Source organism: Catonella sp., from assembly GCF_052169795.1.
In the GTDB taxonomy this organism is placed as follows: domain Bacteria; phylum Bacillota; class Clostridia; order Lachnospirales; family Lachnospiraceae; genus Catonella.
Genome location: NZ_JBQNBU010000012.1, coordinates 24,783 through 46,881, shown reverse-complemented (window position 1 = coordinate 46,881; position 22,099 = coordinate 24,783). Strand labels below are relative to the sequence as shown.

Here is a 22,099-nt window from a genome sequence, read left to right as displayed (position 1 = left end):
GAAGTATTGTAAGAGCTATGTCAAGGCTATCAGATGTAGACGATGGAGCTGTAGAGCTTCTTAATCAAATATCCGAGATAGAAAGTTTATTAAATGATTTTGAAAGGTCGCTTTCAGACTATGCTGAAGAAAACTTATTTGATGAAAGTGATTTTATGCAGTCTGAAGCAAGGTTGGATAAGATAAGAAACATATTTGCAAAGCATGGTGGCTCATATGAGACTACTTTAGAATTTCTTGAAACTTCGCTTAAGCAGATAGAAAAGTATAAAAATGCCTCTGAGTATAAGGCAAGATTATCAGTAGAAGTAGAAAAATTACGGGGAGATATACTTAGTGAGTGTGATAAACTTACAGAGGTTCGCAAAAAAGGTGCAAAAGAACTTGTAAGTAAGGTAAAGCAGGCACTCGTAGATTTGAACTTCTTACAAGTGGAGTTTGATTTGGAATTTACTAAGGCGAAGGATTTCACGGCAAAAGGCAATGATGAGGTTATATTTAAAATCTCTACCAACCCCGGAGAAGAGCTGAGATCTATTTCTGAAATAGCATCAGGTGGTGAACTTTCCAGAATAATGCTTGCAATAAAATCTGTTATGGCAGACACTGATGAAGTTCCTACATTGATATTTGATGAGGTGGATACAGGAATTAGCGGCAGAACAGCACAGATGGTTGCTGAAAAAATGGCACTGCTCTCGGGTAAAAGACAGATTATTGCAATTACCCATCTTGCACAAATAGCTGCAATGGCAGACAGCCATTATCTGATAGAGAAGAAGTCTGACAAAACTCATACTGCTACGCATATAAGGAAGCTTGATGATGAAGCAGAAATAATGGAACTTGCAAGAATTTTAGGAGGAGTTGCGATTACAGAAAATGTAATCAATTCTGCTAAAGAAATGAGAATTCTTGCCTTGGAGACTAAATCTAAATTCTAAAACAAAGATGATAGAGTCGGTAGCTTTAATCAATTATGCCGGCTAATTTTGCCAACGCCAGTATTGAAGTTTTGGCAACTTTATTTCCGTGATATTCATAATAATGACCATCATCGGATTCGTTGCCAAATACATCAGGACTGGCTTGTTTTCTTATGATTATTTTATTTTCATCTGCAATTATTTCGAGTTCTTCTAAGTCCCTGATATTTAAATCTTTCCTAAAATCAGCCGGTAGGGTTATTCGTCCGAGCCTATCCAGTTTGCGGGATGAAATTTTATTTTTCATTTAACCTCCTCGATGTATAAATTGGTATTTATATAATTTAAGTATAATACTTAAATAGCAGATAAAATAGTATATATAATTAGATATGAAAGAGCTCAGTTATAAGATAATTATAAAACTATCGCATTTTTAATTAAAGAATGATATAATAATTGAGTGTACTCTTGGAAATGAAATTCGCCATAGACTTTAATTTGATGATAATAGCGGGGATAATATGGATAGAGAAGAATTTGTAAAACAGATGCTTAAGTATTCGGCATCAGCAGGGGATATAGAAACAAATATAGTGCATATACTGGACTACATAGGTAGAAAATTGGAAGCTGATAGAACCTATATTTTTGAAAAGAATATAGAGGGAAGTTCAGATAATACATATGAGTGGTGCTCTGAAAATGCAATACCTCAAAAGGATCAGCTTCAGAATGTTGGTCATGAGGGATTATTGGATTTGTGGTATGATGAATTTGGCAACAATAGAGGTATATTTATTGAAAATCTTGAAGAATATAAAGAAATAAGTTCTCCTATGTACGAACTCTTAAAACCACAGGACATTCATTCTTTAATAGCCTGGCCGATATTTGTAGATGAAATTTGCATAGGATTTTTGGGAATAGACAATCCTCTAAGAAAACACATGGAAGATGTGGTACGCATTTTTGAAATGGTGGGCTACATAATGTCTATAATCATAAGACAGAGGGACAATGTAAGGATGCTAAGGAAACTGAGTTATGAGGATCAGTTGACAGGAGTGAAGAACAGGCGTGAGCTTGATACTTTTGGTACAAATGAATATGCGAGAGTTTATTCTGTTGGGATACTTTCTTGTGATTTGAACGGGCTTAAGCGTATAAATGATACTCTTGGGCATGAAGCAGGTGATAAATATATAATTAAAGTTGCAAATAACCTTGCTAAAATATTTGGGCATAATTATGTCTATAGAATGGGTGGAGATGAATTTATTGCTCTTGCCATAAATCTTACAGCTGCCGAGTTTGAACTAAATGTAGAAAAATTGCTTGAAATTATGGAAAAGGAAGAAATTCCGGTGGCAGCGGGTTATATATTTAAGGCAGATAATACAACTGAATTTTATTCACTGATAGATGAAGCTGATAAGAAAATGTATGAGGATAAAGGAAGATATTATTCTGATACAAAAAATGAAAGGCGAAGAAGATGATACATCTCTTGCAAAATTCTATATATAAAGGTACAATATAGGATGGTTGTGAAAAACCGGTTTAGTGCATTATAGTAATAAAGTTTGGAAAGGATAATTGAAATGATTCAGGCAAGTAATATTACATTAAGACTTGGCAAAAAAGCTCTTTTTGAAGAGGTAAATATTAAGTTTACAGAGGGAAACTGCTACGGACTTATAGGAGCAAATGGAACGGGAAAATCTACATTTTTGAGAATTTTATCAGGTAAATTGGAACCTACAACCGGTGATGTAATAATAACCCCGGGTCAGCGTCTCTCCTTCTTACAGCAGGATCATTTTAAATACGATGCTTATCCGGTTTTGGATACGGTTATCATGGGAAATAAAAGACTGTATGACATAATGAAGGAAAAAGAAGCCATTTATGCAAAAGAAGATTTTACAGATGAAGACGGAATAAGAGCCAGTGAGCTTGAAGGAGAATTTGCAACTATGAATGGCTGGGAAGCGGAGTCAGATGCGGCTACCCTCCTTAATGGTCTCGGAATAGATACTGAATATCACTATATGATGATGAGCGAGATAGAGGCATCAAAGAAAGTAAAAATACTGCTTGCTCAGGCACTTTTTGGCAATCCTGACATACTGCTTCTTGACGAGCCTACCAACCACCTTGATATGGATGCAATCGGATGGCTTGAAGAGTTCCTCATCAACTTTGAAAATACAGTAATAGTAGTATCACATGACCGTTATTTTCTTAACAAAGTTTGTACTCACACCGCTGATATAGACTATGGAAAGATTCAGCTCTATGCAGGAAACTATGACTTTTGGTATGAGTCAAGTCAGCTCATGATTCGTCAGCAGAAAGAAGCTAATAAAAAGAAAGAAGAAAAAATTAAGGAACTACAGGAATTTATTCAGAGATTCTCTGCAAATGCAAGTAAGTCTAAACAGGCTACAAGTAGAAAGAGGGCTCTTGAGAAGATTGAACTTGATGACATTAAACCGTCCAGTCGTAAATATCCTTACATTGATTTCCGTCCTGCAAGGGAGATTGGAAATGAGGTTCTCACCGTGTCCGGCATTTCAAAGACCATAGATGGTGTTAAAGTTCTTGATAACATATCTTTTGTTGTGGGAAGGGAAGATAAGATTGCTTTTGTAGGACCTAATGTAAAGGCTATTTCTACTTTATTTAAAATACTGGCAGGAGAAATGGAGCCTGATGAGGGAGATTATAAGTGGGGAGTAACAACCACACAGGGGTATTTTCCTAAGGATAATACAGAATTGTTTAAAGGAAATGAAAATATTACTGAATTCCTGCTTCCGTTTTCACCTGAAAAAGATGCAACCTATGTAAGAAACTTCCTTGGCCGTATGCTTTTCCCGGGAGATGCAGGAGTAAAACAGGTTAAGGTGCTTTCAGGTGGAGAAAGAGTGAGGGTACTTCTCTCAAAAATGATGATAATGGCAACTAATGTTCTCATTCTTGATGAGCCTACCAACCATCTTGATATGGAGTCAATTACTTCGCTGAATAACGGTATAATTAAGTTTCCGGGAGTGGTACTTTTTACTTCACAAGACCACCAGTTCATTCAAACCATAGCAAATAGAATTATGGAAATTACACCGAATGGTCTTATTGATAAGATAAGTACTTATGACGAATATCTTGAGAGTGATGAAATGGCTAGAAAGCGTCAGGTAATGACTATTTCTGATGAAGAACTTGCTGAAAATGAAGGAAGCGATGAAGAATAGATGTTAAATAAAAGAGCTGCCCATTAAGAACTTTGTTCTTAATGTGACAGCTTTTTATATTATAACTATTATATAAAAAGTTCAATTTTATGACATCGGCTTTGTTGTAGGAAGTTCTGAATAAGCAGCTTTTGACCTTACATAAGACATGGCTTTACTCACAGCCGGTATGCTGATGATAAATACGGTAGCAATAGCTTCAGGTAATATGTAAGTTGCATTGTAAGTTAAGGAATAGATGGCTGCAGGAGTTCCTTCGGGTGCATAATGCCCAAAGAATACAAGTCCTGAAATAAAGGCGAATACATATCGTCCTATTACTCCAAGGATATACCCCTTTATGAGTCCGTTTTTCTTTTCTGCAAAAAAGCCTGATAATCCAAGAGCTCCAAATGCCAAAGGATAATCAATTATTAGCTGAATAGGACTGTAAAAAACAGGGTCAGTAAGGAACTGAAGCAGACCGTAAGCAAAGCCTGTTAAAAGTCCGGCTTTTAGTCCGTACCAATAACCTATAAGTACTATGAAAAGCATGCTAAAGAGAGTTATAGAACCTCCCATAGGCAGTCTTGTAAATTTGATTTCAGCTGTCACAATAGCAAGTGCCATAGCCACTGCGGAAAAAACCAGCTGCGTGGTTGCCATAGCCTTTGCCTTGCCTGCAATTTTCGGTCTTAAGATAATAGCAATGAGGACAAGTACGGCAATCAGAATGGCTACAGTGATTAGTCCGGAATCAGTAAGTTTAAATACATTTTCTTCGTATTTATTAATAGTGGGTATTGCAAAAAATGACATAAAAAAACCTCCTTTTGATATAGCGTAAGGAGAGATATTACGCTTCCCTACGCCGGTATTATCCGGTTCAAGTAATAAGGGTTAGAAGCTTAACTTCATCTCAGCCAACGGCACCCCTAGCAAAAAAGATTATATACTATTTAATTGCACCTGTCAACTGATAATGAATATCAATTGTAGCAAGAGAATAATAATTATTATCATTTATCAGATAATATAGGAGATATTTTGTAAAAATATTTACAATTCAATTGAAAAGTTATGGTTCTAATGTTACAATTCAACTTATGGCATATGGATTAAGCCAAATAAATTTTTGGAGGGAGACGAAAATGGCAGAAGGCAGATTAGAACAGTTAGGAAAAGATATTAAAGGAACCAAAACAGAAAAGAACCTGATGGAAGCATTTGCAGGTGAGTCACAGGCTAGAAATAAATATACTTATTTTGCTTCTAAGGCAAGAAAAGACGGATATGTGCAGATAGCTGAGATATTTGAAGAGACCGCAGGGAATGAGAAAGAGCATGCAAAAATTTGGTTTAAAATTCTTTCAGGTATAGGGGTTACAGCTGAGAACCTTGAGCATGCGGCAGATGGTGAAGCTTATGAATGGCAGGAAATGTATCCGACTTTTGCTAAAGAAGCAAGAGAAGAGGGATTTACAGCTATTGCGAAGCTGTTTGAGATGGTAGCTGATATTGAAAAAGAGCATGAGGCAAGATACCGTAAACTGCTTGAAAATGTAAAGGGAGACGTGGTATTTTCAGCAGATGGTGATGCTATCTGGCAGTGCATCAACTGTGGACATATCGTAGTTGGACCTAAGGCTCCAAAGGTCTGTCCGGTATGTGACCATCCACAGAGTTATTTCCAAAAAAAAGTGGAAAATTATTAAAATATATACTTAACAGGTCTTGAGAGATTAGTCTTGAGGTCTGTTTTGTTATTTAATGGGAAATTCTTATTGTTGTATAATTCTGTTATTTGTGGTACTATACTAAATACAGTAAAATGTACAAATAATTTTAACTATAAACAGGCAGGTTTCATAAATGGCAGATAAAAAGAAATATATTCTGGACGGCTACCGTTTTGATGATTCGGAGTCTTTTGAACAGGGTAAGAGAGAATTTAACAGAATTGCTGAGATTAAATCAGAAAATGATTTGAAGGATGAGGTCGGACTTAGACAGGTTTATGACAGGCTGGTAGAAAGTGAAGAGTTTGTAACTCCCATTGGAATCGGATTTTTGCGTGAAATCCAGAAAAGACTGGTAAAAAATCCGGAACAGAGAAAAACAATGAAAGCGATTCCTTTTTTTTCATATATTTCAGATATACCGGAAGAAAAAAATAAAGAAGAGCTGTACGAAAAGAATACGGAAACTGATAAGTCTGATAATATGGAACCGGATATTGCCATAATCAATAATTTTGGGCGAAAATTGCGGAATTACAGGATTATTATTGCATTTATGGCTGTTATGATAATAGTACCGTTTGGAATCGTTGCTTATGACAAGATATTTTATTCAAATGGGGCAGAAGAAGCACTTATCAATGAGTATGCTTCTTGGAAAGAAGAGCTTACAAGGAAAGAACAGGAATTAAATGAGAGAGAAAGACTGTTTGAAGGAATGGCAGATAAAGAAATAAATAATGAGATTAAGGCTGGTGAGGAAAATGGAGAGAGCCAAAATTCTGGTAGTTGATGATGAAAGCAGAATGCGGAAGTTAGTCGGTGACTTCCTCCATCACGAAGGATATGGTGTAGTGGAGGCTGAAGACGGAGAAAAAGCTGTAGAAATCTTTTTTGAGGATAGCAGTATCGAACTTATTATTTTGGATGTAATGATGCCTAAGATGGATGGATGGCAGGTATGTAGGGAAATAAGGAGACATTCTTCAGTACCGATAATTATGCTCACTGCAAAGTCGGATGAAAAAGATGAACTTCAGGGTTTTGAACTTGGAGTTGATGAGTATGTATCTAAGCCTTTCAGTCCCAAAATACTTATGGCAAGAGTGGAAGCAATTTTAAGGAGGGCAGGCTCAGGCAGTGAAGACAGTTTTGAGATTGGAGGAATCAAGATAGACAGAGCTTCACATGAAGTAATTATAAATGAGAAAACTGTGGATTTAAGTGTGAAAGAGTTTGAACTTTTGCTGTATTTTATGACTAATAAGGGAATTGCATTGTCAAGGGAGAAGATTCTTAACAATGTTTGGAACTATGATTATTTTGGTGATGCACGAACAATAGATACACATGTTAAAAAGTTAAGAGCTAAGATGGGAGACAAGGGAGATCTGATTAAGACTATTTGGGGAATAGGGTATAAGTTTGAGCCGTAAGAACAATATAGATTAATCAGAGGTAGAGATGAAATATTCTATTAAAATGCGTTTGATAATTATCCTGCTAACCTTATTAAGTTCAACTATATTTTTTAGTTGGATGGTTAATAGGCTGTTTTTGGAAAAGTACTATGAAAACTATAAGACTAACAGGCTTGGAGAAACATATTTTCAAGTGAATGCAATATATGATGCTGAAAAAATTTTAGATTTGAGTCTTAGTTTTGAACAGCTTGCCTCAAAACAGAATGTATCCTTATATATTTTTGATGGATTCAGCTATTCAGGAGGAATAATTTTAGAAACTAAATTTCCGACAAGCCTTAATGAATCTCAAAGTGAGAGACTTCAGAGTGAAATTATTGATTATTATAGAAAGACCAGGTCGGTTGAGGAAGCAGGAGCAAATGACAAAGAGTCTACACAGCTTTTGGTAAAAACTGATAAATATAGCATATATAGACATTTTGATTCCAGGCTTGAGGTTAATTATATTGAACTTTATGGAAACCTTGACAGTGGAGACAAAATTTTTATAAGGAGTAATTATGATAATATAGCGGAGAGTGCAACCATATCCAATACATTTTTTGCTTATGTAGGAATAGCATCTATTATGATAGGCTCTTGGATTATGTATTTTATTGGAGAAGGTTTTACTAAACCGATTAGAGAACTTTCTAAAATTACAAAGTCGATAAGTAATTTAAATTTTGATAATTGTTATAAAGAGGATAGACAGGATGAAGTAGGAGAGCTGGGACATAGTATCAATGTGCTGTCGGAAAAACTTGAAAACACTATTTCTTCATTGAAGTCTGCCAATAATGAATTGCAGAATGATATAAGGAAAAAGGAGCAGTTGGAAGAAATGAGAAAGGAATTTCTCTCCAATGTATCACATGAGCTAAAGACTCCTATAGCTTTGATACAGGGTTATGCGGAGGGACTTAAGGATAATATACAGACAGACGAAGCGAGTAGAGATTTTTACTGTGAAGTTATTGTAGATGAAGCAGCAAAAATGAACAGTATGGTAAAAAGACTTCTAAGTTTAAGTGAACTGGAGTTTGGAGACAATAAACCGCAATTTGACAGATTCGATATAATACCGCTTCTTAAATCGGTGGTAAATTCCATGGATATGGTTTTTAAACAGAAAGATGCAGTTTCAGAGATGTATAGCAAGGAAAATTGTTTTGTATGGGCGGATGAGTACTTGGTGGAAGAAGTTGTTACCAACTATATAAGCAATGCTCTAAACCATGTAGAAAGAGATGGAGAAGGCAAGAAGGCAGTTACGGTCTGTGTTAAGGAATTTGATAATAAAATAAGGGTTTCTATATTTAATACGGGCAGGCCTATTCCTGAGGAAGATATTGCAAGGATATGGGACAAGTTCTATAAGGTGGATAAGGCCAGAACAAGGGAATATGGAGGCAATGGTATAGGATTGTCGATAGTAAAGGCCATCATGAATTCTTTAAATAGAGAATGTGGAGTAAAAAACTGGGATAATGGAGTAGAATTCTGGTTTGAATTAGACACAAAGGCTTAAAGGAGAATAGAAAAATGAAGAAGAAAATTGCAATGATTGTACTGTCGGGCATAATAGCGGTCAACCTGTCAGCCTGTGCTGTAGGTGATACGGGGCTTTCGGATGGAGAGTTAAAACAGGTGGCTGAATATGCAGCGAAACTTGTACTTAAGCATACAAGGAACTATGAGCCTACATTACAGGAAGAACTTGCAATTAAGGAAAATCCGGGAGTTGTAAAAGAAGAATTTGATGTGGCAGGTAATACTTCAGAAAAACAGACAGAGAGCCGACCGCCGATTAAGGAAGAACAGAAAGTCGGTGAGGATGAGAAGGAGGATGGAGAAGCTTCGGATATAAATGAAACTAATGGTGATGAAGATACTGCATCTTCTTTAAGCAATATATATGAGGTTGACGGTTTTGAAGTAGTTTATGGAGGAGCCGGAGAATATTCAAGGTATCCTAAAAATGAAGGGTATTTTTCATTGGTGGCAGCCGATAATATGAAACTTTATGTAGTTGAGTTTTCTATTAGAAATAAGACAAATAAAAATAAAAAATTCTCGCAAGGCAGCGAAGTGGGGTATAATCTGACATTTGACGGAGAGAACTACTACAAGCCAAGTCTTACGCTGCTTGAAAATGATATGCAGTCATTAGATATATCAGTTGGAGGAGGCAAATCTGCAAAGGGAGTAGTTGTATTCAATGTTCCTAAAAAAGCAGATAAAAATAAAGCTAAATTGAAGGTGGTGAAGGGGAGTAAAAGTTATACTCTTCATGTCACGCAGTGATAACCGAAGATAAAATTAACTAAAAATTAAAATTACACTTTACCTGGACATATATTGAATGTTATAATATAAGAGCTGTTACTATGTATTTTATCATTCCTTAAACGGATTAATAATTATAGTATAGACAAAACTGAGGGAGGTTACTATGGATACTGGAATTTTACTTCAAAGTGGTACAAATGAATTGGAGGTACTTGAGTTCAATATTGGACCAAACCATTATGGAATTAATGTAGCTAAGGTAAAGGAAATTATGCCTTTTACTGAGCCTACGCCTATTCCTAATGCACATGAGACAATTGAAGGTATTTTTATGCCAAGAGATACTATAGTTACAATAGTGGATCTTGCCAAGAGTCTCATGATACCACCATCACCTGACAGAAATAAAGATATGTATATAGTTACAAATTTTAATAATTTAAATATAGGTTTCCATGTACATGGAGTTCAGGGTATCCACAGGCTTACATGGTCAGATATAACAAAGCCTGATGAAACTATAAATGATGCAGAGCGCAGTGTTGCTACAGGTATTATTAAATTTGATCACAGGCTTATAGTAGTTTTGGATTTTGAAAAGATTGTTTCTACAATAAATCCTGAAACAGGAATTAAAGCAAAAGATATAGATAAGCTTGGAGTGAGGACAAGAAATAATTCTCCAATTCTTATAGCAGAAGACTCTCCAATGCTTGAAAAGATGATTGTTGATTGCCTTACAAAGGCAGGATATGTGAATATAACAGCTACGGCTAATGGAGAAGAGGCTTGGAATACCCTGCTCCGTTATAAGTCAGAGGGAAAGGCTACTGACCAGTGCCATTGTATAATTACTGATATAGAGATGCCTAGGATGGATGGTCATAGGCTTACAAAACTTGTAAAGGATGATAATGAGCTGAAGGAAATTCCACTTATAATCTTCTCTTCGTTGATAAATGATGAAATGAGAAGAAAAGGAGAATCTCTTGGAGCAGATGTACAGCTTACAAAACCGGAAATAGGTAAACTGGTAGAAGCAATAGATACATTAGTTTTATAAAATAAATTTTAATAAAGCTGGAAATGCTTTAGGATGGAGGAGAGATTGGATAAGGATAAAGAATCTTACCTAGATGGACTGCTTGAATCTGCCATGCAGGAACCTCCATATGAAACTGACAGGAGGCGAAAGGCTACTGCCCGTGCTAAGTCCGGTAAAAATAAAGTGCCATCTAAAGATATAAGTATAGACTCCTTAGAAGAGGAATTTAATTTAGATGATTTAGATGATTCGTTTTTAGATGACATAGATTTAGATGATATGTTAGAAACTTCTGATGAAAGTAGTGATGTTGATAAAGAGGGCGGTTCTGATAATGAAGAGTTTTCCGCTGAAGAGGAGGAAGCTGAGAATGCAATCGAAGTTCCTTCTTCCGAGGAAGTAGATTCTAGAGAAACAGAGTCTGCTGGTCAGACAGAAGTGAATGGAAATGAGGATGTTGTCAGCACAGAAGAGGTTTCTTCGGAAGAAGTTTCAGCTGAAGGTGGCAGCGGTGAATTTGAAATTGCAACTGAGCTGGGAGTTGAAATAGGCGGAGATGATGAAGAAATTAGTTTTGATGAAACGGGAATGGTAGTAGAGGAAGAACCTTTGCCTGTAATTAATCCGCTTGACGATATGGGTACCCCGGAAGTTTTGTCGGATGAAGAAATAAAGTCTAAAATTCACTCTAAAAAAGGGAAGCCGGTTTCAAAAAACAATTCAGAAAAAAAAGGCCTTTTCACAGCTCTTTTCCATAAGCTTTTTGCTAATATACCTTTAACTGAGGAAGAACTTGCAGCTATTCCTACTCCTGAGCAGGAAGCGGCAGCGAAAAAAGAAAAGGCGGATGAGGCTGCTAAGAAGAAAGAAGAGAAAAAAGCGGCTGCGGAAGCTAATAAAAAGAAAAAAGCGGAAGAAGCTAAGAAGAAAGCGGCTGATAATAAGGCTAAGAAAGCAGCTAAAGATGCGGCTAAGAAGGCTGCAAAGAAGGAGGCTGAATTAAAACGCCTTAGAGCAGAAGCTCTTGAACAGCCGGAAGGAAAAATAAATAAAGCAGGTGCTATAATAATCTTCCTGTTTTTCATTGTTGCAGGTGCAGTGGTTATAGTTGGAACAAATATTTTTTCTTATGATATAAGTATAGCAGATGCAACTTATAAGTTTGGAAACCGTAAGTATACCGAGGCTTATGAGGGGATAAGGGGACTTGAGATTAAAGAAAAGGATATGGAGTTGCATGATAAGATTTATACTGTAATGTTTGTAAATAAACAGTTAAATTCATATAATAACTTTTTTGCAATGGGAGATTATCCGTCTGCCTTAGATTCTTTGGTTAAGGGACTTTCCCGTTATGACAAGTATATTGCACTTGCAAGGCAGTTAGGAATAAACACTGACCTTGACTATGTAAGAGGGCAGATAATGTCGGAATTGCAGTCTACCTATGGTATCTCAGAAAGAGAAGCACTGGAATTAATGGGAATGGTAGACAGGCAGGAATATAGTGAGAGAATATATAGCATAGTATCTAAACTTGATACTAAGGCGATAGAGGCAGGAAAAGAGAAAAAGGAATTAGTACCATAGAGGTTTTAGTTGTATGAGCAAAGTTACAAATGACTGGCTTCCTGTAGTCGAAGAGGAGGCTGATAAAGAGTATTATCAAAGATTGTATCTCTTTTTAAGAGAAGAGTACAGTACTCATATTGTTTATCCGCCGTCTGATGATATTTTTAATGCCTTACACCTCACACCTTTAAGTCAGGTGAAGGTAGTAATACTTGGTCAAGATCCCTACCATGAGCCCGGGCAGGCTGAAGGGCTGAGTTTTTCAGTGCCGTTGGGGTGTCAGATTCCGCCTTCGCTTCAAAATATTTATAAAGAAATAAATAGTGAGTTGGGCTGTTATATACCAAGGCATGGTTCGCTTAGAAAATGGGCAAAACAAGGAGTATTGCTCTTGAATACACTTTTAACAGTGAGGGCACATAGTGCTTTCTCTCATCAGGGTAAAGGCTGGGAGAATTTTACAGATGCGTTGATTAAGGCAGTAAATAAAGAAGATAGGCCTATAGTATATTTACTATGGGGCAGGGCTGCGAGAGATAAAAAGAAAATGCTTGATAATCCTAAACATCTGATATTGGAATCGGCTCATCCGAGTCCGCTTTCCGCACATAGAGGATTTATGGGAAATGGACATTTTAAGAAGGCTAATGAGTTTCTTATTAAAAATGGAGCAGAGCCGATTGATTGGCAGATTGAAGATTAAAAAAAATCTCCGATTAACTAATTTAGTTATCGGAGATTTTTTATATGATTATAATAAAATGATTCCATGAGAATCAGCATTTTCCATAGTTTCAGGAGTCCATACTGAGGACTGTACCTCACCAATATGAGCCTTCTTTAAGAAGAACATACAGATTCTGGACTGGCCTATTCCGCCACCTATGGTATAAGGCAGCTCTTTATTAAGTACGGCTTTTTGGAATGGCAGTTCAGCCCTGTCCATGCAGTTTGATATTTGAAGCTGTTCTTTAAGGCGGTCTTCATCCACCCTTACACCCATTGAAGAAAGTTCGAGGGCTATATCAAGTAGAGGATAGTAAACTATGATGTCGCCGTTTAACTGCCAGTCATCATAGTCAGGAGCTCTGCCGTCATGTTTTTCTCCTGAGTTAAGAGCACCGCCAATCTGACTGATAAATACTGCACCATGCGATTTAGCAGCTTTGTACTCTCTTTCTTTTGCGGTTAAATCAGGGTATTCATTTTCCAACTCTTGAGAAGTTACAAAACATATCTGCTCAGGAAGCTCAGGTTTAATATAATTATATTTTCTTGCCATATGCATTTCAGTACTTTTAAGGGCTTCATATACCGACATAACAGTCTTTTTAAGTGTATGTTCATTCCGCTCTTCCTTGTTGATAATTTTTTCCCAGTCCCACTGGTCTACAAAAATAGAATGAATATTGTCGGTATCTTCATCTCTTCTTATGGCGTTCATATCGGTATAAAGTCCTTCGCCTGAATGGAAACCATATCTTTGGAGAGCAAATCTTTTCCACTTAGCAAGAGAATGTACTATTTCAAGTGCTGCCTGATTTGGCTGCTCTTTTAAATCAAAAGATACAGGTCTTTCCACGCCGTTTAGGTTATCGTTCAATCCTGTTTCGGGGCGTACAAAAAGTGGAGCGGAAACTCGTGTGAGATTGAGCTGCTTAGCAAGCTCTCTCTCGAAATAATCTTTAACTGATTTGATGGCAACCTCGGTTTCCCTTATACTGAGGGCAGGGGAGTATCCATCAGGAAATATCTCATTTTTCATATATAAACTCCTATATTTATCTAAGTAATGTGAAAGCTATTATATGATATTTTTATAAAGTTATCAAGTAAATAATGATGTCCTACTTGACAAATCTAATTGTATGCAATATAATCATACCAAAATAAATAGCTTGTTTTAATAATTTTTATTAGAGTTGAGGTGTTATGAAGAGATATGATATTGCAATAGTAGGGACGGGGCCGGGTGGGCTCGAAGCTGCTGTTACGGCAAAACTTAGGAATAAAGATATATTATTATTTGGAAATAAGGAGCTTAGCCTTAAGATAACAAAAGCTTCCGATATTAAGAATTATCTGGGTCTGCCTGATATTACCGGAAAAGAGCTTGCAGAGGCATATAAGAGCCATTTGCAAAAGATGGATATTGGCATTAATTATTCAAGGATAAATGCTGTTTATGCTATGGGAGATTATTTTGCACTTCAATCTGCTGAGGAAATGTTTGAGGCAAAATCCGTGATTATTGCAACAGGTGTGGTTACAGGAAAGACAGTGCCCGGAGAAAATGAAAATTTGGGAAGTGGGGTAAGTTACTGTGCGACCTGTGATGCAGCTCTTTATAAAGGCAGGGAAGCAGTGGTTGTGGGCTATGCACCTAAAGAGGAAGAAGAGGTTGTTTTTCTTGCAGAAAGAGCTAAAAAGGTGACATATATTGCACTATATAAAAATGTGCCATTTCTTGCAGATAATATAGAAGTTGTTGAGGGAGAACTTCCTAAGGAGATTGTTAGAGAGGGAGAGCATATTACTCTTATGACTAATAAAAGCAGTTATGAAACAGACGGCATATTTATTTTAAGGGATGCAGTATCTCCTGATAAGCTTGTACCGGGGCTTGACATAGAGGACGGTCATATTGTAACGGATCGCTTAATGCGGACCAATATTGAAGGAATATTTGCCTGTGGTGATGTTACAGGCAAGCCGTATCAGTATATGAAAGCTGCCGGGGAGGGAAATGTAGCTGCACTTTCTGCAGTTTCATATTTGGCAGGCAAAGTAAGTTGATTCTAAAATATGAACAGCTGCAATCCTTATCAGAGGATATACAATATGCCCTGATAATAATTCTAAAGTAACTCATTGGGTTATATGATAAAATTAGGTGTAATCACCGGAAAAGAGGATAATATGGTTAAAAAAATTAATGAAGCGGAATTTTCAGAGGTTAAGAATAGCAAACTTGCTGTTGTGGATTTCAATGCTACCTGGTGTGGACCTTGTAAGATGTTAGGTCCTGTACTTGAGGAGGCATCGGAGGAACTTAGTGGTAAGGCTGATTTCTTTGCAGTTGATGTGGATGATAATCAGAGTCTTGCTGTAAAGTATAAGATTCAGAGCATACCTGCAATCGTTATTTTTAAAAATGGAGAACCTGTAGACAGACAGATAGGGTTTATTCCAAAGGCACCACTTATTGATTTTATAAATAAAAGTGTAAGCTAAATAATCTTAATATAATAAGGATGAATCATGCAAAAAGAAGATAAATATAAAATGCTAAGACTTTCAAGCCAGCTTTGTTTTCCGCTATATGCCTGTGCTAAGGAAATAGTAAAAAAATATAAGCCTTTTTTAGATGAATTAGATCTTACATACACCCAGTATATTACTATGATGGTTATGTGGGAAAATGAGAAGGTGAATGTGAAAGAACTTGGAGAACTGCTTTATTTGGATTCAGGAACTTTAACTCCAGTGCTTAAAAAGCTTGAACAGAAGAATTTTATCGACCGTTGCAGAGATAAGGATGATGAAAGGGTTCTTAATGTTACTCTTACTGAAAATGGGAGAGAACTGAAGGATAAGGCTTTAGATGTGCCCAAAAAAATGGGAGCCTGTTTGAGGCTCACAGAAGAAGAAATGTCAACACTCCATAATATCTTAGATAAGATGCTTAAGGAATTTTGATAAAACATATGTAAAGGAGGCTGTGATTTATGCAGCCTCCTTTACATATGTTTAGTTGTTTTTTGAATTTAAGAATTCTTTCATTGCTGAAAAGCTTTCTTTACTTATGACATGCTCAATTCTGCAAGCATCTTCCAGAGCAGTCTCTTTATTTACGCCCAAACTGATAAGCCAACTGGAAAAGAACTTATGTCTTTCGTAAATCATATCGGCAACTTCTTTGCCGGTAGGAGTAAGCTTGATATAACCGTTTTCATCTACAACAATATGTCCGGTAGAACGAAGATTTTTCATGGCCACACTGACACTTGATTTTTTAAATCCCATTTCATTAGAAATATCTACAGAACGGACATTTCCAATTTTTTCGGTAAGGACAAGTATTGTTTCCAAATAATCTTCAGCAGATTCATGTATTTCCATTAAGCATCACCTCCAAGCCTGTTTATTTAAGTATAACAAAGATTGAAGTTCTGTGCAAGGGCAGAAGAATTAATGTTGTGATGAAAATAAGAATAATTATCAAAAACTATTGACAAACAGATTCATTTTAGTTATTATTTTAATCAGTTAGTAAAAACTAACTATAAAATACTTGGAGAGATAATATGAGTTTTGATATAGTAGATATTGTAAAAAGCATGGATGCCGGTTCAGTTCCTCTACAGCTTACACTTCAATGTGCACCAGTCATTGCAGGAATGAAAATATCCAATCTTTTAACCATATCAGCTAAGAAACTTAGGGATTTGTCCGTTATTTTGACACAAACAGATCTTTCCTTCAGAGTTATTTATCCGGGTAAGAGCAGGCTTGTAATCCTTGTGTATAGAGAGGGTGAACTTAGGGAATATTTGAACTCTTACACGGTAAAAGATTTCATATCCAGGTGTGGTTATGAGTATACCGATATGAGCAGGATTTTTCCCAGGTTTGTAAGGAATTATATAAGCTATATGAACAATAAAGGGAACTTTCCTCATGAGCTTGGGCTGCTTTTAGGCTATCCTATTGAGGATGTGGAAGGCTTCATTAAGAATAATGGAAAAAACTATCTGCACAGCGGTTACTGGAAGGTATATAAGGATGCTGATGCTAAAATAAGGCTGTTTAAGGATTATGAGAAAGTTCAGACAGAAATGGTGAGAATGTTATATGAGGGACTGGATATAACAGACATTATCAATAATTACAGTAACATAGGTCATTATGGAGAGGAAAAAACTGTTCAGATGATTTGTGCATAGAAAAAACAGTGTGAATACACAGAAAGAGGGTTTATTATGAGTAAGATTAGTGTAGTTTATTGGTCACAGACAGGAAATACTCAAGCAATGGCAGAAGCAGTTGCAGAGGGAGTTAAGGCAGCAGGTGCTGAGGTAGAATTACTTGAGGTTGGCTCAGCTTCAATAGATGTACTTAAGGAAGAGAAGGCTTTTGCACTTGGATGTCCTGCTATGGGTTCAGAAGTGCTTGAGGAGTGTGAAATGGAGCCTTTTGTGGCAGAGCTTGAGGCACATGTATCGGGCAAGGTTATAGGTCTTTTTGGTTCTTATGACTGGGGCGACGGCACATGGATGAGTGACTGGGTAGAAAGAATGAAGGCGGCAGGAGCAACAGTTGTTGGTGATGAGGGTATTATCTGCAATCTCGAGCCTGATGCTGAAGGAATAGAAAAGTGTAAAGAGCTTGGTAAACAGCTTGCACAGGCATAAGAAACAGTAAACTTATATAGTGATGAGAGGTGCATTATGAGTGTGGTTATAGTAGGCGGTCATGACCGTATGGTTTGTATGTATAAGAAAATTTGTAAAGAACATAAATGCAAGGCAAAAGTATTTACACAGATGTCTGCTAATTTAAGCGGGCAGATAGGCTCTCCGGATCTTCTGATACTATTTACAAACACTGTATCACACAAGATGGTGCGCACTGCCTTAGCGGAAGCAGAGAAGTGTAAAGCTAACATTATCAGGAGTCATACAAGCAGCGGTACTGCGTTAAATGAGATTCTTGATACTGTTATGCCGGCTATGGCTTAGATTTGGTCTGATTAAAGATAATTAGAAGGGTAGCATATTATGTGCTATTCTTCTTTTTTTACATTGTTTTAAGCTGATTTTTTGATAATAGAAGTCAGTTTCGTGCAATAATGAAAGTCAATATTTATAAGAGGCATTTTTATGTAAAAAAATTAAAGAAATGTTAAAAAATAATTGAAAATAAAAATTTCAATTGATATAATCAAATTGTAATTGATGTGAAACAGGTATTACTCAAAGCCGAAAACTTGTATTTAAGAATTTTGATACGGCAGTTTGACATCTTAGCAATCTTAAAATAAAAGGAGGTCCTGAGATGTGGGATAAAGGTGATTGGAAGAAAGTAGGTTTGTTTATAGGTGGAGTTGCATTTGGAACGATTGGACTTAAGGCGTTGCTCAGTAAAGATGCAAAAAAATGCTACACGCATGTAACTGCTGCGGCACTTAGGGTTAAGGATTACGCATTACAGCGTACAGAAACCTTGAGAGAGAATTGTGAAGATATCTATGAAGATGCAATGGATATCAACGAGGACAGAAAGGCTGCTGAAGAAGCTATATTTGAAGATACTTCTGATACATATAAAGAAGTTGAAGAAGAGTAAGAATTAAGCCCATAGGGAGTTAGCAGTTAGTTTTAGCTCTCTATGGGATTTTTCTTTATCTGCAGTATTATAAAGGGTGAAATTGAGGTAAAATATGAAATTTAAAATATTGTCGGAGTCGGATAGTAGAATAAGGATACAGATTTTGCAAAAAAGCATGAGTTTTGAGCAGGCTGATACCTTAGTTTATTATATCAGGCATATAAGAGGAGTGACCTTTACAAGAGTAGCGGATAGGACTTGTACAGCTACAATTAAGTTTAATGGAGATAAGTGGAATATAGTGGCTGCTCTTCAGAAATTTAACTATGAACGGTTTGAAGCACCTGAAGAATTTATCAAAAATTCAAGTAGGGCATTGAATGCTAAGTATCAGGACAAGCTGGTCAGGATGATTGCCGTGCGGTTTTTAAGGCGTACATTTATGCCGTCTCCGCTTAGGATGGGATTTATAATGTTTAAGTCATTTAAATATGTGAGAGCAGGACTTAAATGCCTTTTTAGAGGTAAGATAGAGGTGGCGTTGTTAGATGGAGCAGCTGTGGGAGTTTCCGTGCTTAGAAGAGACTTTAGGACGGCAGGCTCGGTTATGTTTTTACTTAAAATAGGTGAGCTTTTAGAAGAATGGACCGAAAAGAAGACAACGGCAGACCTTGCAGGGGTGCTTTCGCTAAATATAAGCAAGGTATGGCTTAAGAAAGATAATACTGAAGTTTTGGTTAATTACTCCGAAGTAAAGGAAGATGATGAGGTTCTGGTTCATTTAAGCGGAGTGGTGCCGTTTGACGGAGTAGTGACAGAGGGTGAAGCTATGATAAATCAGGCTTCTATGACCGGAGAAAGTGAGGCTGTAAGGAAGGAAGTTGGAAGTACAGTTTTTGCAGGTACAGTGATTGAGGAGGGTGAAATCACTTTTAAGGTTAAGAAGACCGGAGGCAATTCCAAGTTTGAAAAGATTGTAAAAATGATAGAAGAGACAGAGAAACTTAAGTCAGGAGCCGAAGGTAAGGCACTTAGGCTTGCGGATAAATTAGTTCCTTATACTCTTGCAGGTACGGGACTTGTTTATCTCCTTACGAGAAATGTGACTAAGGCACTGGCTGTGCTTATGGTAGATTTTTCATGTGCACTTAAATTAGCTATGCCTGTGTCGGTACTTTCTGCTATTAGAGAGGCTTCTGAAAATGGTATTACGGTTAAGGGAGGAAAATTCTTAGAAGCTGTTGCAGATGCAGAAACTATAGTGTTTGATAAAACCGGTACTCTTACAAAGGCTGAACCTGTTGTAACTTCTGTGATTTCATTTGAAGACAGGAATGAAGATGAATTACTTAGGATAGCAGCCTGTCTTGAAGAACATTTTCCTCACTCTATGGCAAATGCAGTAGTAGAGGCTGCAAGAAAAAAAGGATTAAAGCATGATGAGATGCATTCCAAAGTAAATTATATTGTTGCACATGGAATAAGCAGCAGTATTTCGGATAAAAAAGTAATCATAGGAAGTTATCATTTTGTTTTTGAAGATGAGGGTGTTATTGTTCCAAAAGGGCTTGAAGATAGATTTGCGAATATACCTGAGGATTCATCTCATCTTTATATGGCGATAGAAGGTAAGCTTTCGGCAGTAATCTGTATTTCTGATCCTGTAAGAGAAGAGGCAAGAGAGGTAATAAGTAAACTTAGGGTTCTTGGAATTAAAAAAGTAGTAATGATGACCGGAGATAATAAAAGGACTGCAAGGGCGGTAGCTGCACAGGTTGGAGTAGATAAGTACTATGCAGAGGTACTTCCTGAAGATAAGGCAAGGTTTGTAGAAGAGGAGAAGGCGAAAGGAAGAAAAGTTATAATGGTAGGAGATGGCATCAACGATTCTCCGGCACTTTCTGCGGCAGACTGTGGAATAGCTATAAGTGATGGGGCGGAACTTGCCAGAGAAATTGCAGACATAACAATAGTGGCAGATAATTTGAATGAATTAGTTAAATTAAAGATGCTTTCAAATTCGCTTATGAAGAGAATAAATAGCAATTATAGAAGCATAGTGGGCATTAATGGAGGACTTATAGGGCTGGGAGTATTTGGCGTTATAAGACCAACCACTTCAGCCCTTGTGCATAACCTGTCCACACTTGCTATAGGAGTACATTCCACAACCAATCTTATGGATTTTAAATAAAAGGAAAAGTATTGAGAAGGGATTCAAGCTCTGATTTTGAAGTATTCACAAACCCCTGTATCATTTCCTTTTTACCGCCTCCCTTAGCATTAAAACATTCTTTTAATTTAGTTTGAATTAGCAATGTATCAAGGCTGTTGCTACCAATAAGGTAGGAATAGCCTTTTTTGTCATTTCCTGTAAGTAAGGCACAATAATTATTCCTCTTGCCAACTAAGTAATTTAGAGCCTCCCGCAGACTCTTAGCATCACTTTCTTCTACAAATATAATGGCAGGAGAAGTTGTTAAAATTTTATCAATATCTGATATTAATAAATTTTTAGTAATATCTCTTAGCCTTGTCTTTAATGAATCTCTTTCGCTTTTCAGAGAAGTAACATTAGTTATAATCTCGCTCTGTTCAGAAGAAAGTAAGGCTCTAAGGCTGTCAGAGAGTTTTGATAAGGTATTAAAATATGCTAAAGCTCTGAAACCGCAGAGAATTGAAAGTCTTACTCCGCCTTTGTAGCGGATTGAAGAGAGCACTTTAAAAATGCCTATTTCGCCGGTTTTTCTTACATGTGGACAACAGCAGGCACAGATGTCGGTATCTTTAATTTCAACAATCCTTATATTTCCTGTCAATTCGCTCTTACATCTGTAATCTATATTTTTTAGTTCATCTGAATCCGGATAATAACAGATTATATCTTTGTTTTCATATATAGTTTTATTTACTTCAAATTCTATTTCGGCAACCTGTTCCGGAGTAAGATAGCCGTCATAATCCATGGTTACTATATTATCGGATAGATGAAAGCCTACATTTTCATAGCCGTATTTCTTTTTCACTATGCCGGAAAAGATATGTTCACCACTATGCTGCTGCATATTATAAAAACGATGTTCCCAATTTATTTCGCCATATACAGTGGTTTCTGCAGAGATTTCAAGATTATGCTCAGAACTTATAATATGAGTTATAGTGTTTTTTTCATCTATCATAACATTTTCAACTATAACATTAATATTTCCTATAGAAATTATGCCTTTATCACAGGACTGACCTCCTGATTCAGGAAAGAAAAGAGTCCGGTCAAGGATTAATTTACAGGTATTGTTTTTATAAGGAGTCAGATTAAGTATGTTTGCAGTAAAGTAAGTACAGTATGGCAAGTCATCATAAAGTTTAATAGTAGGCATAAATCTTCCTTTCAAAATGATATTTAACTATTGCTAAACATCATTATAATGACAATAATAAAAAAATGCTAGTATCAGAGGTTGAAAAATATATTAAAATACAGTATAATAGG

Annotated in this window: 23 protein-coding genes, 1 pseudogene and 1 riboswitch; of the genes and pseudogenes, 19 read left to right on the top strand and 5 right to left on the bottom strand. The window is 36.5% G+C overall.

What is annotated here, in order from left to right; translation table 11 throughout:
- Positions 1–944, top strand: a pseudogene (locus ACTTKP_RS03305) (DNA repair protein RecN); the annotation flags it as partial.
- Between the two features lie 25 nt (positions 945–969).
- Here ACTTKP_RS03305 and ACTTKP_RS03300 read toward each other — a convergent pair.
- The gene (locus ACTTKP_RS03300; RefSeq protein ID WP_442552480.1) at positions 970–1,233 is read right to left on the bottom strand and encodes an AbrB/MazE/SpoVT family DNA-binding domain-containing protein; all 264 of its coding nucleotides are present in this window, start codon (positions 1,231–1,233) and stop codon (positions 970–972) included.
- A gap of 217 nt (positions 1,234–1,450) precedes the next feature.
- On the opposite strand from ACTTKP_RS03300, the gene ACTTKP_RS03295 reads away from it, so the two are divergent.
- Both ACTTKP_RS03295 and ACTTKP_RS03290 read left to right on the top strand, forming a co-directional pair.
- Positions 1,451–2,428 carry a sensor domain-containing diguanylate cyclase gene (locus ACTTKP_RS03295; RefSeq protein WP_442552479.1) on the top strand — a complete coding sequence of 326 codons (978 nt, stop codon included), beginning with the start codon at positions 1,451–1,453 and terminating at the stop codon, positions 2,426–2,428.
- Between the two features lie 102 nt (positions 2,429–2,530).
- The gene (locus ACTTKP_RS03290; protein WP_442552478.1) at positions 2,531–4,186 is read left to right on the top strand and encodes an ABC-F family ATP-binding cassette domain-containing protein; all 1,656 of its coding nucleotides are present in this window, start codon (positions 2,531–2,533) and stop codon (positions 4,184–4,186) included.
- An 87-nt stretch (positions 4,187–4,273) separates the two neighbouring features.
- Here ACTTKP_RS03290 and thiT read toward each other — a convergent pair whose 3' ends face one another.
- A complete protein-coding gene (gene thiT / locus ACTTKP_RS03285) occupies positions 4,274–4,984 on the bottom strand; it encodes an energy-coupled thiamine transporter ThiT (RefSeq protein ID WP_442552477.1) in 711 nt (236 codons plus the stop codon).
- 27 nt (positions 4,985–5,011) lie between these two features.
- Positions 5,012–5,112: riboswitch (TPP riboswitch) on the bottom strand.
- A 204-nt stretch (positions 5,113–5,316) separates the two neighbouring features.
- Between thiT and rbr the strand changes: the two genes are divergently transcribed.
- From rbr to ACTTKP_RS03245, 8 genes are all read left to right on the top strand, one after another.
- Positions 5,317–5,880, top strand: coding sequence for a rubrerythrin (gene rbr, locus ACTTKP_RS03280; RefSeq protein ID WP_442552476.1), 564 nt, complete (start codon positions 5,317–5,319; stop codon positions 5,878–5,880).
- Between the two features lie 157 nt (positions 5,881–6,037).
- Positions 6,038–6,697 (top strand): hypothetical protein, encoded by a 660-nt coding sequence (locus ACTTKP_RS03275; protein ID WP_442552475.1) that lies wholly within the window; start codon positions 6,038–6,040, stop codon positions 6,695–6,697.
- Positions 6,669–7,340, top strand: coding sequence for a response regulator transcription factor (locus ACTTKP_RS03270; RefSeq protein ID WP_442552474.1), 672 nt, complete (start codon positions 6,669–6,671; stop codon positions 7,338–7,340). The genes ACTTKP_RS03275 and ACTTKP_RS03270 overlap by 29 nt, the downstream gene beginning before the upstream one ends.
- Positions 7,341–7,368: 28 nt before the next feature.
- A complete protein-coding gene (locus ACTTKP_RS03265; protein WP_442552473.1) occupies positions 7,369–8,901 on the top strand; it encodes a HAMP domain-containing sensor histidine kinase in 1,533 nt (510 codons plus the stop codon).
- 14 nt (positions 8,902–8,915) lie between these two features.
- Positions 8,916–9,677, top strand: a complete 762-nt coding sequence (locus ACTTKP_RS03260; RefSeq protein WP_442552472.1) for a hypothetical protein — start codon at positions 8,916–8,918, stop codon at positions 9,675–9,677.
- A gap of 148 nt (positions 9,678–9,825) precedes the next feature.
- Entirely contained in the window at positions 9,826–10,725 is a 900-nt protein-coding gene (locus tag ACTTKP_RS03255) for a chemotaxis protein (RefSeq protein WP_442552471.1), read from the top strand.
- Between the two features lie 45 nt (positions 10,726–10,770).
- A complete protein-coding gene (locus ACTTKP_RS03250) occupies positions 10,771–12,297 on the top strand; it encodes a hypothetical protein (protein ID WP_442552470.1) in 1,527 nt (508 codons plus the stop codon).
- 13 nt (positions 12,298–12,310) lie between these two features.
- Complete coding sequence (locus ACTTKP_RS03245; RefSeq protein WP_442552469.1) at positions 12,311–12,982, top strand: uracil-DNA glycosylase; 672 nt, start codon at positions 12,311–12,313, stop codon at positions 12,980–12,982.
- A 48-nt stretch (positions 12,983–13,030) separates the two neighbouring features.
- Here the strand turns inward: ACTTKP_RS03245 and asnA are convergent, their stop codons facing one another.
- Positions 13,031–14,044 carry an aspartate--ammonia ligase gene (asnA, locus tag ACTTKP_RS03240; protein WP_442552468.1) on the bottom strand — a complete coding sequence of 338 codons (1,014 nt, stop codon included), beginning with the start codon at positions 14,042–14,044 and terminating at the stop codon, positions 13,031–13,033.
- A gap of 167 nt (positions 14,045–14,211) precedes the next feature.
- Between asnA and ACTTKP_RS03235 the strand changes: the two genes are divergently transcribed.
- From ACTTKP_RS03235 to ACTTKP_RS03225, 3 genes are all read left to right on the top strand, one after another.
- Positions 14,212–15,075: an NAD(P)/FAD-dependent oxidoreductase gene (locus tag ACTTKP_RS03235; protein ID WP_442552467.1), complete on the top strand. Its 864-nt coding sequence runs from the start codon at positions 14,212–14,214 to the stop codon at positions 15,073–15,075.
- Positions 15,076–15,198: 123 nt separating this feature from the next.
- Entirely contained in the window at positions 15,199–15,513 is a 315-nt protein-coding gene (gene trxA, locus ACTTKP_RS03230) for a thioredoxin (RefSeq protein WP_442552466.1), read from the top strand.
- Positions 15,514–15,540: 27 nt separating this feature from the next.
- Positions 15,541–15,978, top strand: a complete 438-nt coding sequence (locus tag ACTTKP_RS03225) for a MarR family winged helix-turn-helix transcriptional regulator (RefSeq protein WP_442552465.1) — start codon at positions 15,541–15,543, stop codon at positions 15,976–15,978.
- Between the two features lie 51 nt (positions 15,979–16,029).
- Here the strand turns inward: ACTTKP_RS03225 and ACTTKP_RS03220 are convergent, their stop codons facing one another.
- The gene (locus tag ACTTKP_RS03220) at positions 16,030–16,401 is read right to left on the bottom strand and encodes a metal-dependent transcriptional regulator (protein ID WP_442552464.1); all 372 of its coding nucleotides are present in this window, start codon (positions 16,399–16,401) and stop codon (positions 16,030–16,032) included.
- 185 nt (positions 16,402–16,586) lie between these two features.
- On the opposite strand from ACTTKP_RS03220, the gene ACTTKP_RS03215 reads away from it, so the two are divergent.
- The 5 genes from ACTTKP_RS03215 to ACTTKP_RS03195 all read left to right on the top strand — a co-directional run bounded on the left by ACTTKP_RS03215 (position 16,587) and on the right by ACTTKP_RS03195 (position 20,803).
- Positions 16,587–17,225 carry a DUF3793 family protein gene (locus ACTTKP_RS03215; protein WP_442552463.1) on the top strand — a complete coding sequence of 213 codons (639 nt, stop codon included), beginning with the start codon at positions 16,587–16,589 and terminating at the stop codon, positions 17,223–17,225.
- A gap of 36 nt (positions 17,226–17,261) precedes the next feature.
- A complete protein-coding gene (locus ACTTKP_RS03210; protein WP_442552462.1) occupies positions 17,262–17,693 on the top strand; it encodes a flavodoxin in 432 nt (143 codons plus the stop codon).
- Positions 17,694–17,729: 36 nt separating this feature from the next.
- A complete protein-coding gene (locus ACTTKP_RS03205) occupies positions 17,730–18,020 on the top strand; it encodes a DUF2325 domain-containing protein (protein ID WP_442552461.1) in 291 nt (96 codons plus the stop codon).
- Positions 18,021–18,336: 316 nt separating this feature from the next.
- The gene (locus tag ACTTKP_RS03200; protein ID WP_442552460.1) at positions 18,337–18,627 is read left to right on the top strand and encodes a DUF6110 family protein; all 291 of its coding nucleotides are present in this window, start codon (positions 18,337–18,339) and stop codon (positions 18,625–18,627) included.
- A gap of 94 nt (positions 18,628–18,721) precedes the next feature.
- Entirely contained in the window at positions 18,722–20,803 is a 2,082-nt protein-coding gene (locus tag ACTTKP_RS03195) for a heavy metal translocating P-type ATPase (protein ID WP_442552459.1), read from the top strand.
- Here the strand turns inward: ACTTKP_RS03195 and ACTTKP_RS03190 are convergent.
- On the bottom strand, positions 20,796–21,986 hold the full coding sequence (locus ACTTKP_RS03190) for an alanyl-tRNA editing protein (RefSeq protein WP_442552458.1): 1,191 nt from the start codon (positions 21,984–21,986) through the stop codon (positions 20,796–20,798). The two genes, ACTTKP_RS03195 and ACTTKP_RS03190, sit on opposite strands and share 8 nt — an antisense overlap.
- Positions 21,987–22,099: the final 113 nt, after the last annotated feature.